The 13,242-nt window shown below is 63.8% G+C and carries 14 protein-coding genes and 1 riboswitch; of the genes, 9 read left to right on the top strand and 5 right to left on the bottom strand.

Going from position 1 to position 13,242, the window contains the following annotated elements; genetic code table 11:
• Window position 1: 1 nt before the first annotated feature.
• From IM737_RS18440 to IM737_RS18460, 5 genes are read right to left on the bottom strand one after another with little or no spacing between them, the layout of a single operon-like run.
• The gene (locus IM737_RS18440; RefSeq protein ID WP_236896545.1) at window positions 2-592 is read right to left on the bottom strand and encodes an urea amidolyase associated protein UAAP2; all 591 of its coding nucleotides are present in this window, start codon (window positions 590-592) and stop codon (window positions 2-4) included.
• Between the two features lie 12 nt (window positions 593-604).
• A complete protein-coding gene (locus IM737_RS18445; protein WP_236896547.1) occupies window positions 605-1,405 on the bottom strand; it encodes an urea amidolyase associated protein UAAP1 in 801 nt (266 codons plus the stop codon).
• Window positions 1,402-2,226, bottom strand: coding sequence for an ABC transporter ATP-binding protein (locus IM737_RS18450; RefSeq protein ID WP_236896549.1), 825 nt, complete (start codon window positions 2,224-2,226; stop codon window positions 1,402-1,404). Before IM737_RS18450 ends, IM737_RS18445 begins: the two co-directional genes overlap by 4 nt.
• On the bottom strand, window positions 2,226-3,041 hold the full coding sequence (locus tag IM737_RS18455) for an ABC transporter permease (RefSeq protein WP_236896551.1): 816 nt from the start codon (window positions 3,039-3,041) through the stop codon (window positions 2,226-2,228). The genes IM737_RS18450 and IM737_RS18455 overlap by 1 nt, the downstream gene beginning before the upstream one ends.
• Window positions 3,042-3,091: 50 nt before the next feature.
• The gene (locus IM737_RS18460) at window positions 3,092-4,129 is read right to left on the bottom strand and encodes a putative urea ABC transporter substrate-binding protein (protein WP_442874217.1); all 1,038 of its coding nucleotides are present in this window, start codon (window positions 4,127-4,129) and stop codon (window positions 3,092-3,094) included.
• Window positions 4,130-4,238: 109 nt separating this feature from the next.
• Window positions 4,239-4,346: riboswitch (guanidine-I (ykkC/yxkD leader) on the bottom strand.
• A gap of 505 nt (window positions 4,347-4,851) precedes the next feature.
• On the opposite strand from IM737_RS18460, the gene IM737_RS18465 reads away from it, so the two are divergent.
• The 9 genes from IM737_RS18465 (at window position 4,852) to hpxZ (ending at window position 13,228) form a co-directional block, all read left to right on the top strand.
• The gene (locus IM737_RS18465) at window positions 4,852-5,955 is read left to right on the top strand and encodes a BMP family ABC transporter substrate-binding protein (RefSeq protein WP_236896555.1); all 1,104 of its coding nucleotides are present in this window, start codon (window positions 4,852-4,854) and stop codon (window positions 5,953-5,955) included.
• A gap of 145 nt (window positions 5,956-6,100) precedes the next feature.
• On the top strand, window positions 6,101-7,210 hold the full coding sequence (locus tag IM737_RS18470; RefSeq protein WP_236896557.1) for an ABC transporter permease: 1,110 nt from the start codon (window positions 6,101-6,103) through the stop codon (window positions 7,208-7,210).
• Complete coding sequence (locus IM737_RS18475; RefSeq protein WP_236896559.1) at window positions 7,210-8,127, top strand: ABC transporter permease; 918 nt, start codon at window positions 7,210-7,212, stop codon at window positions 8,125-8,127. The genes IM737_RS18470 and IM737_RS18475 overlap by 1 nt, the downstream gene beginning before the upstream one ends.
• Before the next feature lie 10 nt (window positions 8,128-8,137).
• Complete coding sequence (locus IM737_RS18480; RefSeq protein WP_236896561.1) at window positions 8,138-9,154, top strand: formamidase; 1,017 nt, start codon at window positions 8,138-8,140, stop codon at window positions 9,152-9,154.
• Window positions 9,151-9,876 (top strand): biuret amidohydrolase, encoded by a 726-nt coding sequence (gene biuH, locus IM737_RS18485; protein ID WP_442874149.1) that lies wholly within the window; start codon window positions 9,151-9,153, stop codon window positions 9,874-9,876. The genes IM737_RS18480 and biuH overlap by 4 nt, the downstream gene beginning before the upstream one ends.
• Complete coding sequence (locus IM737_RS18490; RefSeq protein ID WP_236896563.1) at window positions 9,873-11,411, top strand: ABC transporter ATP-binding protein; 1,539 nt, start codon at window positions 9,873-9,875, stop codon at window positions 11,409-11,411. Before biuH ends, IM737_RS18490 begins: the two co-directional genes overlap by 4 nt.
• Entirely contained in the window at window positions 11,411-12,091 is a 681-nt protein-coding gene (locus IM737_RS18495; RefSeq protein WP_236896564.1) for a cysteine hydrolase family protein, read from the top strand. The genes IM737_RS18490 and IM737_RS18495 overlap by 1 nt, the downstream gene beginning before the upstream one ends.
• Entirely contained in the window at window positions 12,084-12,854 is a 771-nt protein-coding gene (locus IM737_RS18500) for a 5-formyltetrahydrofolate cyclo-ligase (RefSeq protein WP_236896566.1), read from the top strand. Before IM737_RS18495 ends, IM737_RS18500 begins: the two co-directional genes overlap by 8 nt.
• Window positions 12,851-13,228, top strand: coding sequence for an oxalurate catabolism protein HpxZ (gene hpxZ, locus IM737_RS18505; protein ID WP_236896569.1), 378 nt, complete (start codon window positions 12,851-12,853; stop codon window positions 13,226-13,228). Before IM737_RS18500 ends, hpxZ begins: the two co-directional genes overlap by 4 nt.
• Window positions 13,229-13,242: the final 14 nt, after the last annotated feature.

Below are 13,242 nucleotides of genomic sequence, written 5' to 3' on the forward strand. Positions count from 1 at the left end.
CTCAGTCCGAAATCACGACGCGGATCGGCGTCGGGTTGAAGCCGTTGCAGGGATTGTTGACCTGCGGGCAGTTGGAGATGACGCAGAGGACGTCCATTTCGGCGACCATTTCGACGTGGTCGCCGGGGGCGGAGAGGCCGTCGACGATGGTCATCTGACCGGAGGGTTCGATCGGCACATTCATGAAGAAGTTGATGTTGGGGACGATGTCGCGCTTGGACATGCCGTGCTTGGTGACTTCGAGCACGAAGTTGTCCCGGCAGGCGTGCAGGTACTTGGTGTCGTGGCCGAAACGGACCGTGTTGCTCTCGCACGAGCAGGCGCCGGCGGATGTGTCATGCCGGCCGCAGCTATCGGCGGTAACTGTCAGCATCACATTGCCTTCGTTGCTGACGATTTTGGTGCCGAGCCCGACATAGGCATTGCCGTTGACCCGCAACGTGTCCTGGCCGGAATAACGTTCGGAGTAGTCGTCGGCCTTGTAGAACAGCGTGTCGATGGCCTGCTGGCCCTCGCTGTCGATGATGCGGATGGTCTGGCCCTTGCGGACGATGCCGGACCAGGGCTTTTCGGCGGGGATGAAGTGTTCCATTTTCGTCTCCCCTCAAGCCAGCTGCATGGCGTTGTTCTCGAAACCGCGAACGGCTTCGGCTGTGGCGGTGCGGCACAGATCGTCGGCCGCGATAGACGTTCGGAAGCGGGTCACGGTGACGGGCTGCGGTGCGTAGGTGGGGCTCGGATCGAGCGGATGCGGGCAGTTGGAGAAGGCGACGATGAGGTCCATCTCGGCGCGCAGCTCGACATTGTCGCCGGCAACCCGGAGATCGTCGCGCCAGATGAAGTTGCCGTCGGCATCGACCCGGACGGGGGCGAAGAGGGTCAGCGCCGAGGGGATGTCGCGGCGGTCGAGGCCGAGCTTGGTGGCGACGAGGATGAAATTGTCGCGCGTATTCCTGAAGTCGCCGGAATATTTGGCGGCGTTCGACGCAACGGTGGAACCGCCGACCAGAGCATCATGCGCGGTGGATGCGGCTTCGGTGACCGAGAACAGCACGCGGCCCATATCGGTGAACAGTACCCGGCCCTTGGCGATGGCGGTGGTCCACTGCACTTTGACGGTATCGGGCAGGTTGAGGCGCTCGCTCGTATCGGTTGCAGACCAGGCGATCAGCGACACGGCGGATGGACCATCGTCCTGCGCGATGCGAATGGTGTCACCGGCCTTGAGGCTGGTCGACCAATACCAGCCACCGGGGATGGTCTCGACATGGACCGGATCAGCGATGTGCGCAGCGGGGACTGTACTCGGGCCGGGCAGGGCCTTGGGCGCATTCTGCAATCCCTTGCGCTGGTGTTCCTCGTAGCGCGCGCGATCGGCGGCGATCTGTTCGGGGGTACGGCTCATGGCAAAGAATCTCCTTGTGGCGCCGGGTCGTCCTGGCTGAGGCCCAAGGGAATGACCGGGTCGTCCCGGTCGGGGGCAAAAATGGAAGGCTCACCGGCAATGCGCGGCGGCCAGATATCGATGTCGCGGCTGAGCAGCGCTCCATAGCGCTCGCGCTCCTCCGGCCGGTCGCGCGGGCGCTCGAAGGCGATGACGCGGGTGCCGAGGGTAAAGGCTTCGCGCATGTCGTGGGTGACCATGACCACGGTCAGTTCGGTCTCGTGCCACAGGCGCTTCATCAGCACGTGGATTTCGGCGCGGATGCCCGGATCGAGCGCCCCGAACGGCTCGTCGAGCAGCAGCACCTTCGGCTTCATGATCAGCGCCTGGGCGAGGGCCAGACGCTGCTGCATGCCGCCGGAGAGCTGGGCGGGGTATTTGGTCTCGGACCCCGCGAGGCCGACCTCGGCGATGAGTTGCATGGCCTCATCGACCGCATTGCGGCGGGCGGCGCCGAATAGCCGCGCGGCGACGGGGCTCTTGAACTCCTTGCCGAGCAGCACATTGCCCAGGACGGTCAAATGCGGGAACACCGAATAGCGCTGGAACACCACGCCGCGATCAGGGCCCGGCTCGGCGATGAGCGGCACGCCATCCATGGTGATGGTGCCCTGCGTCGGCGCTTCTTCGCCCAGCAGCATCTTGAGGAAGGTGGTCTTGCCGCAGCCGGAGGGGCCGACCAGGGCCACGAAGGCACGTGAGGCAATGGTCAGGCTGATTTTCTCGAGGACGATCTGGTCGCCGTACTCTTTCCAGACCTTGTCGAAGACGATGGTGCTCATCAGCGCGCCCCCAGATTGGACCAGGGGAAGACCGAGATGCGCAGGCGATCGAGGGCGAAGTTCGTCAGCACGGCGAGCAGCGTGATCCAGGCCACATAGGGGAAGATCACGTCCATCGACAGGTAACGGCGGACGAGGAAGATGCGGTAGCCGAGGCCGCTATCGGCTGAAATGGCCTCGGCGGCGATGAGGAACAGCCACGCGGGGCCCAGTTGCAGCCGCAGGCAGGTGATGAGGCGCGGCAGGATTTGTGGCAGCACCACGCGCAAAGCAATCTGCCAGGAGGAGCCGCCCAGCGTTTCCGCCTTGGTGATCTGCTCCTTGGGCAGTTCGATGACGCGCAAAGCCAGGTCGCGGATCATCGCGGGGGCGACACCGATGACGATGAGGGTGATCTTGGCGGTCTCGCCGAGGCCGAGCACGATGAAGAGGATGGGCAGCAGCGCCAGCGGCGGCACCATGGAGATGGTGGCGATGAACGGCGCCAGCAGCGCGCGGACGTAGGGCAGCATGCCTACCACCATGCCGAAGACGAGGGCGATTAGGGTGGAAATGCCGAGCGCGGAGAACAGGCGGGCCGCGCTGGCGCCGGTGTCAGACCACAGGATGTATTCGCCGGTGCGCTGGTCGGGGATGAAGGCCATGCGGTTGACGGCATCGACCATGCTCTGCAGCGCCGGCAGCAGCTTGTCGCTGGGGTTTTCCGCCAGCCGCGCCGCCGAGCCGACGCCATAGGCGATGACCAGCAGCACGAACGGGGCGAGCATCAGGGCCGTGGTGACGGCCGGAGATGGTTTGGTGTTGATCCAGCGCATGGATGGAGCTCCGCGAACGGGGCCGGCGGCGAGCCGCCGGCCAGTGGGCGTTACAGAGCGCCGTCGGCGGCCAGCTGCATGTATTCCGCGGTAAACCGCAGCTTCACGTTGGCGCTGTCGCCCAGCACCGTGCCGTCGGGCAGTTCGATGCCGATGATATCGGCCGAAGGCGCGCCGGAACCGAGCAGGCCCTTGTCGAAGAGGAAGGTGCGGACCTTGTCCATGGTGGTGCTGAGGTCTGGCGAGGTGGTGAAGGCCACCGCTTCCGCCGGGGTCGGGAACAGCTTGGTAGCGGCGAGCTGGGCTTCGAAGCCGGCCTGGTCGGTGCCGGAGGCGACGCCCATGGCTTCGCGGGCCGCAGCGCCTTCTGGCGTATCGGATGTCATGACGGCCATCGTGTCATACCAGATGCCGGCCAGCGCCTTGCCGAAGTCCGGATTGGCTTCGAGCACTTCGGTATTGGCCACCATCATATCGATGATTTCGCCGGGGATCTGAGCGCTGTCGAAGGCCTTGGTGGCGTCGGGGAGAGCCAGGATTTCCGAGACCATCGGGTTCCAGGTGACCATGGCGGTGACGTCGGCGGTCTGGAACGCGCCGACCATATCGGGGTCGGAGGTGTTGATCACGTTGACGTCGCGCTCGGTCATGCCGACGCTTTCGAGCGCCCGTGCCAGCAGGTAGTGGCTGACGGAGAATTCGACGAGGTTGACGTTCTGCCCCTTGATCGAGGCCAGATCGCCCGCGCCCTTGAGGATCACGGCGTCATTGCCGGCCGAGAAATCGCCGATGATGACGGCGGTGGTGTCGACGCCACCGGCGGCGGGGATGGAGAGGCCATCCATGTTGGTCAGCGTCACCGCGTCATAGGCGCCGGCGGTGTATTGGTTCATCGACTCGACGTAGTCGTTGAACTGGGTGACCTCGATGGTGATGCCATACTGGTCGGCCCACTTCTTAACGATGCCAGCGTCGGCGGCATAGCCCCAGGGCATCCAGCCGACATAGATGGACCAGGCCACCTTGAAGTCGGTCTTGGCCTGCGCCAAAGCGAGACTTGAGGTGCCCGTGGCCAACGCCAGCGACATGGCGGTGAGTGCTGCGAATTTGGTCAGAAACGTCATCTCAATTCCCCTTTGCGTCATTCACAAAAAGGGATTGGGCAGAAACCATCGCGCCAATCCCTTGGCTATCGAGGTCTCCCGGGCTTTTGTCCCGCCGTGCGTCCGGCCGGATGTCTCCCGCCCGGTGGTAGCTCTCGGACCAGACGCGCCACGCGGCGCCGGAACCCTAGCCCCTTACTCGGCCTTTACAGAGCAAATCACGTGCCAATTGGGATCGCTTTTAAAATCAACGAGTTAGGTTGATATCGGCAAATTTGGCATGCGCAATTTGTGGGCGCGCTACTGAGTCACTGATGATTTTTTAGGCGAACCTGCGAATCTGCTTGCGTCGCTCGCTCCGGACAAAACCGCTGCAAACCGGCGTTTTAGGGCGAGTATTGACGTCCCTTGAGAGCGAATGACACTCGAAACAGTGGATTGAGGTGAGCTGGGAGCGACCGTCGACGATCGTTGTATGCAATCCATGACTGATTGCCTAACTAAAGTGCATATTGGCAATGGTGGTGCAGATTTTGAGCAAGCCTGCTCGGTTCATTTGAATCCAGCCCAACCCGGTCTGTTGTTAACAGTTTGTTATCAAAGGACATTTCCGCAGACCCTTCCGCCGCCTCACACTGGCATGTGCCTTGCATCGTATTTCCCGACGCCGCCAGGAAGGCGCGTTTCTCGGTGCAGGGAGCTCGTCAATGTCGCTTATCAATCTTTCCCGCCGCTCAGTGCTGAAGGCCGGCGCCGCCGGCCTGGCCGCTGCGGCGCTACCCATGGGCCTGGCCCGGGCGCAATCCCCCATCGTGCTGGGCGCCGTCTATGTCGGCCCGCGCGATGACTTCGGCTGGAACCAGGCACATGCCACAGCCATGGAAATTCTCAAGACCGTGCCCGGCGTGACCGTCATCGAGGAAGAGAACGTTCCAGAGACCGATGCCGTCAGCCAGTCGATGGAATCGATGATCAACCTCGATGGGGCCAACCTGATCCTGGCCACCTCCTTCGGTTACTACAGCCCGTTCGTCGTCGAACTGGCCAAGAAATATCCCGATGTGCAGTTCCGCCATGCGGCGCCGCTGTGGAAGGAAGGCGACCCGACCAATGCGGGCTCCTATTTCTGCTACCTCAACCAGGGTCACTATGTGGACGGCGTCGCCGCCGGTCTTTCGAGCCCGACCGGCAAGCTCGGCTTCGTTGCCGCCAAGCCGATCCCGTCGGTGCTGTCCAACATCAACTCGTTCCTGCTCGGCGCCAAGAAGACCAACCCGAACGCGACGGTCCAGGTGATCTTCACCGGCGAGTGGTCGATGCCAGTCCGCGAGGCCGAAGCCACCAATGCGCTGATCGATGCCGGTTGCGACGTCATCACTTGCCATGTCGATGGTCCCAAGGTGGTGGTGGAAACGGCCGAAGGTCGCGGCGTCAAGACTTGCGGGCATAATGCCAGCCAGGCGCCGCTCGCCCCGAACGGCTTCATCACTGGCGCCGAATACAAGTGGTCGACCATCTACGCCATGTATGCCGACCTCCTCGCCAAGGGTGAGCCGCTGCCGAACTTCGTGGCCGGCGGCTATCACAATGACATGCTGCAGAACACGCCCTATGGCGCGGGCGCCACGCCCGAAGCCATCACGGCGGCCGATGCGGCGATTGCCGACCTCAAGGCGGGCAAGCCGATCTATGTCGGCCCGCTCAAGGACAATGCCGGCAATGTCGTCATCGAAGGCGAGATGGACAACTATGATCCGGTGCTCGACGGCATGAACTACCTGCTCGAAGGCGTGGTCGGGTCCATTACCTGATCGAAGTCTGGCGCAAGCTGGCCCCCACCTAACCTCCCCCTGAAGGGGGAGGGACAGATCGGGGCCAGCCAGGAATCGCGCCACGTCAACCGAACGGTTCCTCCCCCTTCAGGGGGAGGCTAGGTGGGGGTTACGGAGCAAGCCCATGAGCGCAGAAACAGCCGGACCGATTCCAACCTCCCGCACGCCCAACGTGCGCACCCTCAAGCTGGCCGAGGCGGTGTTCGTGCCGGTCTTGGCGCTGGTCGCTTCCTTCCTGATCTTCTCGCTGTTTCTTCTCATCATCGGCAAATCGCCGATCGATTTCTTTTCGCTGGTCTGGACCGGCGGCTTCGGCTCAAGCTTCTCTCTCCAGCAGAGCATGCAGCGCGCCGCGCCGCTCATTCTCACGGCCCTGGCCTTTGCCATTCCCGCCCGTATCGGCCTGACCATGATTGGCGCCGAGGGGGCGCTGGTGCTGGGTGGCTTTGCGGCGGCGGCCGTCGCCATTCCGCTGGTGACTGGCGGATCGCCGGTCTGGATGGCGTGGCTGTTCATGGCCCTCGCGGCGATGGCGGTGGGTGGCGTCTGGATCGGCCTTGCCGGTTGGCTGCGCCACTATCGCGGCGTCAACGAGACCATCTCGTCGCTGCTGCTGAGCTATATCGCCATCGCCATCATGAACTTCTTCGTCGAGGGGGCGCTGCGCGACCCTGCCTCGGCCAACAAGCCATCGACGATGCCGATCGGCGATGCCTATCGCGTCGGCGCCATTCCGGGCACCGACGTGCATTGGGGCTTCGCTGCGGGCGTGGTGCTGGCCATCATCCTCTTCATCCTGATGTCGCGCACCACCTTTGGGTTTGCCGCGCGCATGACTGGCGGCAATGTCCGTGCTGCCAAGGCGCAGGGACTGCCGGTGGGTTTCCTGATGGTCAGCTGCTGCGCCATCGCCGGCTGCTGCGCCGGGCTCGCCGGCTTCTTCGAAGTGGCCGCCATCCACGGCCAGGCCAATGCGTCGCTGGTTGCCGGCTACGGTTTCACCGGCATCCTTGTCGCCTTCCTCTCCCGCCATAATCCGCTGACCATCGTGCCGGTCGCCATCATCTTCGGCGCCATCGCGGCGGCAGGTGGCTTGATCCAGCGCCGCATGGGTATGCCGGACGCTACGGTTCTGGTGCTGCAGGGCATCATCTTCGTGGTGCTGCTGGCCAGCGACACACTCTATGGCCGCATCAAGTTCTTCCAGCCCGAAGCTCGTGGAGACCGCACCTGATGGAAAGCGCCTTCCTCACCGTCCTCATCGCCATGCTGGGCGGCGCCATCCGCGTCTCGACCCCGTTTATGTTCGTCGCCTTGGGCGAATGCCTCACCGAGAAATCCGGCCGCATCAATCTGGGGCTCGAGGGCAATCTGGTGCTGGGCGCCATGGTCGCCTATGCCATCAGCTTCCACACCGGCAACCCCTGGATCGGCGTACTCGCTGCCGGTGGCTCCGGCCTGATCCTGGGCGCGCTGCACGGCTATATCTGCAAGCTGCCCAAGGTGAACGACATCGCCGTCGGCATCGCCATCATGAGCTTTGGCACCGGCGTCGCCTTCTTCTTCGGCAAGCCTTATATCCAGCCTTCGGCGCCACGGCTCGACGCCATTCACCTCGGCGACTGGACCGGCAATCCGGCGTTGGCGCAGGCGCTGCAGGTCAACCCGCTGTGGTTCGTCGGCATTATCCTCGCCTTCGCCATGAGCTGGGCCTTTGCTAATACCCGCTGGGGCCTGATCGTCCGCATGACTGGCGACAGCGCCGCCTCGGCCAAGGCCATGGGCGTTTCGGTCGACTGGGTCCGCTTCCTCGCCACCGCAGCAGGCGGCTTCCTCGCCGGTATCGGCGGAGCCTTCCTGTCGCTCTACTATCCCGGTTCGTGGAACCAGGGGCTGAGCTCGGGGCAGGGCCTAATGGCCGTGGCTCTGGTGATCTTCGCCCGCTGGGACCCGGTGCGCTGCATCTGGGCGGCCTTGCTGTTCGGCGCGGCCGGTGCCATCGGGCCATCGCTGCAGTCGGTGGGCATTTCGCAGGGCTACTACTTCTTCAATGCCGCCCCCTACATCCTCACGCTCTTCATCATGATCGCCTCGGCTCGGAGCAAAGGCGCAGCACGAGAAGTGCCGGGCGAACTCTCGATCACCAAATAGGAGCGCTGCCATGTCGGGCCTGGGCGGATTGAACAAATCGGACAATGGCGTGGTCATCGGCCTGGTGCAGCTCAAGCTGCCTGTGGTCAAGACGCAGATGGACCTGGCGCTGCAAACCGCGCGCATCGTCGAATTGGTCGGCAAGGCGCGGCGCAACCTGGGCACCATGGACCTGGTGGTCTTCCCCGAATACGCGCTGCATGGCCTGTCGATGGATACCAATCCGGCCATCATGTGCACCATGGACGGGCCGGAAGTCGCCGCCTTCAAGCGTGCCTGCAAGGACAACAATATCTGGGGCTGCTTCTCCATCATGGAGGCCAATCCCGGCGGCAATCCCTACAATGTCGGTATCATCATCGACAATTTCGGCCAGGTGCAGCTCTACTATCGCAAGCTCCATCCCTGGGTGCCGGTCGAGCCGTGGGAGCCCGGCGATCTTGGTATTCCGGTGATCTGGGGACCCAAGGGCTGCCGGCTCAGCCTCATCATCTGCCACGATGGCATGTTCCCCGAAATGGCGCGCGAGGCGGCCTATAAGGGCGCAGAGATTATGCTGCGCACCGCCGGCTATACCGCGCCGATCCGCGAAGCCTGGCGCTTCACCAACCAGTCCAATTCGTTCTGCAACCTCATGGTCACCGCCAATGTTTGCATGTGCGGATCGGATGGCACCTTCGACTCCATGGGCGAGGCCATGATCGTCAATTTCGACGGGTCCATCATCGCCGAGGGCGTCACCGGGCGCGCCGACGAGATCATCACCGCCGAGGTGCGGCCGGATCTGGTGCGCGAAGCGCGGGCCAATTGGGGTGTCGAGAACAATATCTACCAGCTCGGCCACCGCGGCTTCACCGCCGTCGATGGCGGCGCGCAGGACGCGCCCTATTCCTACATGCACGACCTGGTCAACGGCCGCTATCGTCTGCCGTGGGAAGACACGATCAGGGTCAAGGACGGCACCCCGTCCGGATTTGCCAAACCACAACGCCGCTTTGGCGAGAAGTTCTCGGAGGCCGCCGAATGACCCTGGTAGATGAACGCATCAACGACGCCATGGTGCCCGGCGGTTCGACCATTGCAAGCGCCGATCCCTATCCCTGGCCGTTCGACGGCAATTGGGGGCCGCACAATACCGCCCTCATCGTCATCGACATGCAGGTCGATTTCTGCGCGCCCGGCGGCTATGTCGACAGCATGGGCTATGACATTGGCCTGACCCGCGCACCGATCGGGCCGATCCAGGCGGTGCTGTCAGGCATGCGGGCCAAGGGCTACACCATCATCCACACCCGCGAGGGCCATAAGCCCGACCTTTCGGACCTTCCCGCCAACAAGCGGTGGCGCAGCCAACGCATCGGCGCCGGCATCGGCGACCAGGGGCCCTGCGGGCGCATCCTGGTGCGCGGCGAACCGGGCTGGGAAATTATCCCCGAACTGCAGCCTTTGGCTGGCGAGCAGATCATCGACAAGCCCGGCAAGGGCACCTTCATCGCGACCGATTTCGAACTGGTGCTGCGCATGAAGAATATCCGCAACCTGATCTTCACCGGCGTCACCACCGATGTCTGCGTCCACACCACCATGCGCGACGCCAATGACCGCGGCTATGAATGCCTGCTGCTGGAGGATTGCTGCGCCGCCACCAAGGTGGAGAACCACCTGGCCGCCATCGATATGATCAAGATGCAGGGCGGCGTGTTCGGGGCGGTGAGCAACTCTACGGACCTCTTGGCGGTGTTGCCATGAACGCGGCAGCACCCATCCTCTCGGCCGGCCGCGCGCCATCGCTCAAGGCCGTCGGCATGACCAAGATATTCGGGCCGCTGGTGGCGCTCGACGACGTCACCATCGACGTCCCGGCCGGTTCCTTCCATGCGCTGCTCGGCGAGAACGGCGCCGGCAAGTCGACGCTGGTCAAATCCATTATGGGCTTCTATTCGGCCGACAAGGGGCAGGTGCTGCTCGATGGCAAGGAAGTCGCCATCCGCTCGCCCAAGGACGCGCGCGCCAATGGCATCGGCATGGTCTATCAGCAATTCACCCTGGTGCCTTGCCTGACGGCGGCGGAAAACCTCGTGATCTCCCGCGCCGATGCGCCATCGGTCATCGATTGGCGCAAGGAGAAGAAGGCGCTTGCCGAGTTCATGGAGCAGATGCCCTTCAAGGTACCGCTCGATGCGCAGGTGTCGTCGCTCTCAGCGGGCGAGAAGCAGAAGCTGGAAATTCTCAAGCTGCTCTACCTCGACCAGCGCTTCATGATCCTGGATGAGCCCACCTCGGTGCTAACCCCCGGCGAAGCCGACGAGATGCTGGGCCTGCTCGGCGAAATGGCGGGCCGCAAAGAAATTACCGTGCTGATGATCAGCCACAAGTTCCGCGAGGTGAAAGCCTTCTGCGACGGCTTCACGGTGCTGCGGCGCGGAAGGTTCACCGGCTCGGGCGATGCCCAATCGGCGACCATTGCCGAGATGAGCCAGATGATGATCGGCGACACCGAGGTGCGCGAGCGCGCCACGCGGCGGGTCCACAACGAAAGCCGCGAAGTGCTCGAGCTGGCGGGCCTGTTTGCCGAAGACAGCGATGGCGGCAATGCCATCGAGGCGGTCAATCTCAAGGTGCATGCCGGCGAGATCGTCGGCATTGCCGGCGTGTCGGGCAATGGGCAATCGGCCCTGGTTGAAACCCTCGCCGGGCAGCGGCCTTTGAGCGACGGCGCGATCCGTATCCACGGCCAGAACTTCTTTCCCAAGCGCCATGCCTTCGACAAGTTCAAGGTCTTCGGCCTGCCCGAGGAACCGCTCAAGAATGCGACCGTGCCCAAGATGAGCGTAGCCGAGAACATCGCATTCCGCGCCTTCGACAAGCCGCCCGTCGCCTCGTTCGGCTGGTGGATGTCGCCCGGCCCGATGCGCAAGAAGGCCGAGGACCTGATCGCCCGCTACCGGGTCAAGACCACCTCACCCGACGCGCCGATCGAGACGCTGTCGGGCGGCAACGTGCAGCGTGCCGTGCTGGCGCGGGAGCTTAGTGGTGATGTCGACGTGCTGATCGTCGCCAATCCCTGCTTCGGGCTGGATTTCGCTTCGGTGTCGGAAATCCGCAGCCAGATCATGGAACAGCGCAATCGCGGCGCTGCGGTGCTGCTGGTGAGCGAGGACCTCGACGAGATCCTGGAGCTGGCCGACAGGGTTGCGGTGATGAGCGGCGGCACGATCACCTATGTCAGCAAGATCGAGGATACCGACCGGAACACGATCGGCCAGCATATGGCGGGGCATTGATGATCCCGGTCCCCGCTCGCCCCTATCCGTTCCAGCTCGACCCCGCCCATACCGCGCTTGTTGTCATCGACATGCAGCGCGATTTCATCGAGCCGGGTGGCTTCGGCGCCAGCCTCGGCAACAATGTCGCGCTGCTCGAAGCCATTGTCCCGACCACAGCGGCGCTCATCGCCTTGTTTCGCCGCCAGGGCTGGCTCGTCATCCATACGCGCGAAGCGCACAAGCCCGATCTTTCCGATTGTCCGCCCGCCAAGATCGCTCGCGGCAAGCCCGGCATGCGCATCGGCGAGACCGGCGCCATGGGTCGCATCCTGATCGCGGGTGAGCCCGGCAACCAGATCGTCGATGCGCTGGCGCCCGTCGATGGCGAGATCGTCATCGATAAGCCGGGCAAGGGCATGTTCTGGGCCACCGGCATCCATGAGCGACTGCACGGGCTCGGCATCACCCATCTGGTCTTTGCCGGCGTCACCACTGAGGTCTGCGTACAGACCTCCATGCGCGAAGCCAACGACCGCGGCTATGAGTGCCTTCTGGTGGAAGACGCCACCGAAAGTTATTTCCCGGCCTTCAAGGTCGCGACCATCGAGATGATCGCGGCGCAGGGTGGCATTGTCGGCTGGGTGACGCCGCTGGCCGAACTTGAAGGCGCCGTGCAACTGGAGGCCGCCCATGTCTGAACAGGGCCGCTGGGCCGGGCGCAATCCGGCCAAGGACATCATCCGCCACGAGATCTGGGCGGCCCTCGAGGATGCCGACGTCAGTGTCGGCCCGGCCTGGAGCATGATCCCCAATTTCGTTGGCGCCGACGTCGCCGCCTGGCACCTGACGCAGACCGACGCCTGGAAAACGGCCAGGACCGTCAAAACCAATCCCGACCATGCCCAGACGCCCATCCGCATCCGCGCGCTGTACGAGGGCAAGACGGTCTATACGCCGGTGCCTTACCTGACCAAAGATTTCCCCTATCTCCGGCTCGATCCCGAGGCGCTCAAGGCCAGGGAGATCTCGTTCGAACTCGCCGCCACGCCGCAAGGCTTCATGGAGCACGGCGAGCGGCTCGAATTCGAGGCAGTGGCGCCGCTCGATTTCTGCGTTGTCGGCTCTGTCGCGGTCAGCCGTGCAGGTGGCCGCACCGGCAAGGGCGCGGGCTTTGCTGATCTCGAAACCGCAATCTTCCGCGAGCTGGGCGTGGTCACGGCGACAACGCCGATGGCTACCACCATCCATTCGCTCCAGCTGGTAGATGACCACCACATCGTCATCGAAAGCCACGACAGCCCGCTCGATTTCGTCGCCACCGAGAGTGAGTTGATCACCACGGGCAACACCATGACCCGCCCCATGGGCGTCGATTGGAGCAAGGTCCGGGCCGACCAGTTCGAGACCATTCCGTTCCTCGGCCGCCTGCGCGAACGCATGCTGGCAAGGCGGTCGGCATGATCCTCAACGATCCCGCCGTCGTCGCCGAAGTCCGTGACGCGTTCGAACGCTATGAGCGCGCATTGCTGGCCAATGATGCGGCGGTGCTCGATGCTATGTTCGTGCAGCGCGCCGACACCGTGCGCTATGGCGTCGCCGAGCTGCAATACGGCATCGACGAGATCCGCGCCTTCCGGGCCATGCAGCGCCCATTCACGCGGACGCTCGACCGGCTCACCATCGTCACCTATGGCAGCGATGTTGCAACGGCCTCGACCCTGTTCTATCGGGAAGACTTTCCCGGCCAGGTCGGGCGGCAACAGCAGACCTGGCTGCGAACCGACGCCGGCTGGTGCGTGGCTGCTGCCCATGTCAGCATGATGCCCAGGCCCTGAATCGCAGAAAGACC

This window comes from Devosia sp. SL43, from assembly GCF_021729885.1.
Taxonomy (GTDB): Bacteria; Pseudomonadota; Alphaproteobacteria; order Rhizobiales; family Devosiaceae; genus Devosia.

Bases quoted from the DNA above. Each gene is read 5' to 3' on its own strand.
- biuH (WP_442874149.1), top strand. From the start codon at position 9,151: ATGACCCTGGTAGATGAACGCATCAACGACGCCATGGTGCCCGGCGGT.
- IM737_RS18450 (WP_236896549.1), bottom strand. From the start codon at position 2,226: ATGAGCACCATCGTCTTCGACAAGGTCTGGAAAGAGTACGGCGACCAG.
- IM737_RS18500 (WP_236896566.1), top strand. From the start codon at position 12,084: ATGTCTGAACAGGGCCGCTGGGCCGGGCGCAATCCGGCCAAGGACATC.
- IM737_RS18490 (WP_236896563.1), top strand. From the start codon at position 9,873: ATGAACGCGGCAGCACCCATCCTCTCGGCCGGCCGCGCGCCATCGCTC.
- IM737_RS18495 (WP_236896564.1), top strand. From the start codon at position 11,411: ATGATCCCGGTCCCCGCTCGCCCCTATCCGTTCCAGCTCGACCCCGCC.
- IM737_RS18440 (WP_236896545.1), bottom strand. From the start codon at position 592: ATGGAACACTTCATCCCCGCCGAAAAGCCCTGGTCCGGCATCGTCCGC.
- IM737_RS18460 (WP_442874217.1), bottom strand. From the start codon at position 4,129: ATGTCGCTGGCGTTGGCCACGGGCACCTCAAGTCTCGCTTTGGCGCAG.
- IM737_RS18470 (WP_236896557.1), top strand. From the start codon at position 6,101: ATGAGCGCAGAAACAGCCGGACCGATTCCAACCTCCCGCACGCCCAAC.
- IM737_RS18465 (WP_236896555.1), top strand. From the start codon at position 4,852: ATGTCGCTTATCAATCTTTCCCGCCGCTCAGTGCTGAAGGCCGGCGCC.
- IM737_RS18480 (WP_236896561.1), top strand. From the start codon at position 8,138: ATGTCGGGCCTGGGCGGATTGAACAAATCGGACAATGGCGTGGTCATC.
- IM737_RS18445 (WP_236896547.1), bottom strand. From the start codon at position 1,405: ATGAGCCGTACCCCCGAACAGATCGCCGCCGATCGCGCGCGCTACGAG.
- IM737_RS18475 (WP_236896559.1), top strand. From the start codon at position 7,210: ATGGAAAGCGCCTTCCTCACCGTCCTCATCGCCATGCTGGGCGGCGCC.
- IM737_RS18455 (WP_236896551.1), bottom strand. From the start codon at position 3,041: ATGCGCTGGATCAACACCAAACCATCTCCGGCCGTCACCACGGCCCTG.
- hpxZ (WP_236896569.1), top strand. From the start codon at position 12,851: ATGATCCTCAACGATCCCGCCGTCGTCGCCGAAGTCCGTGACGCGTTC.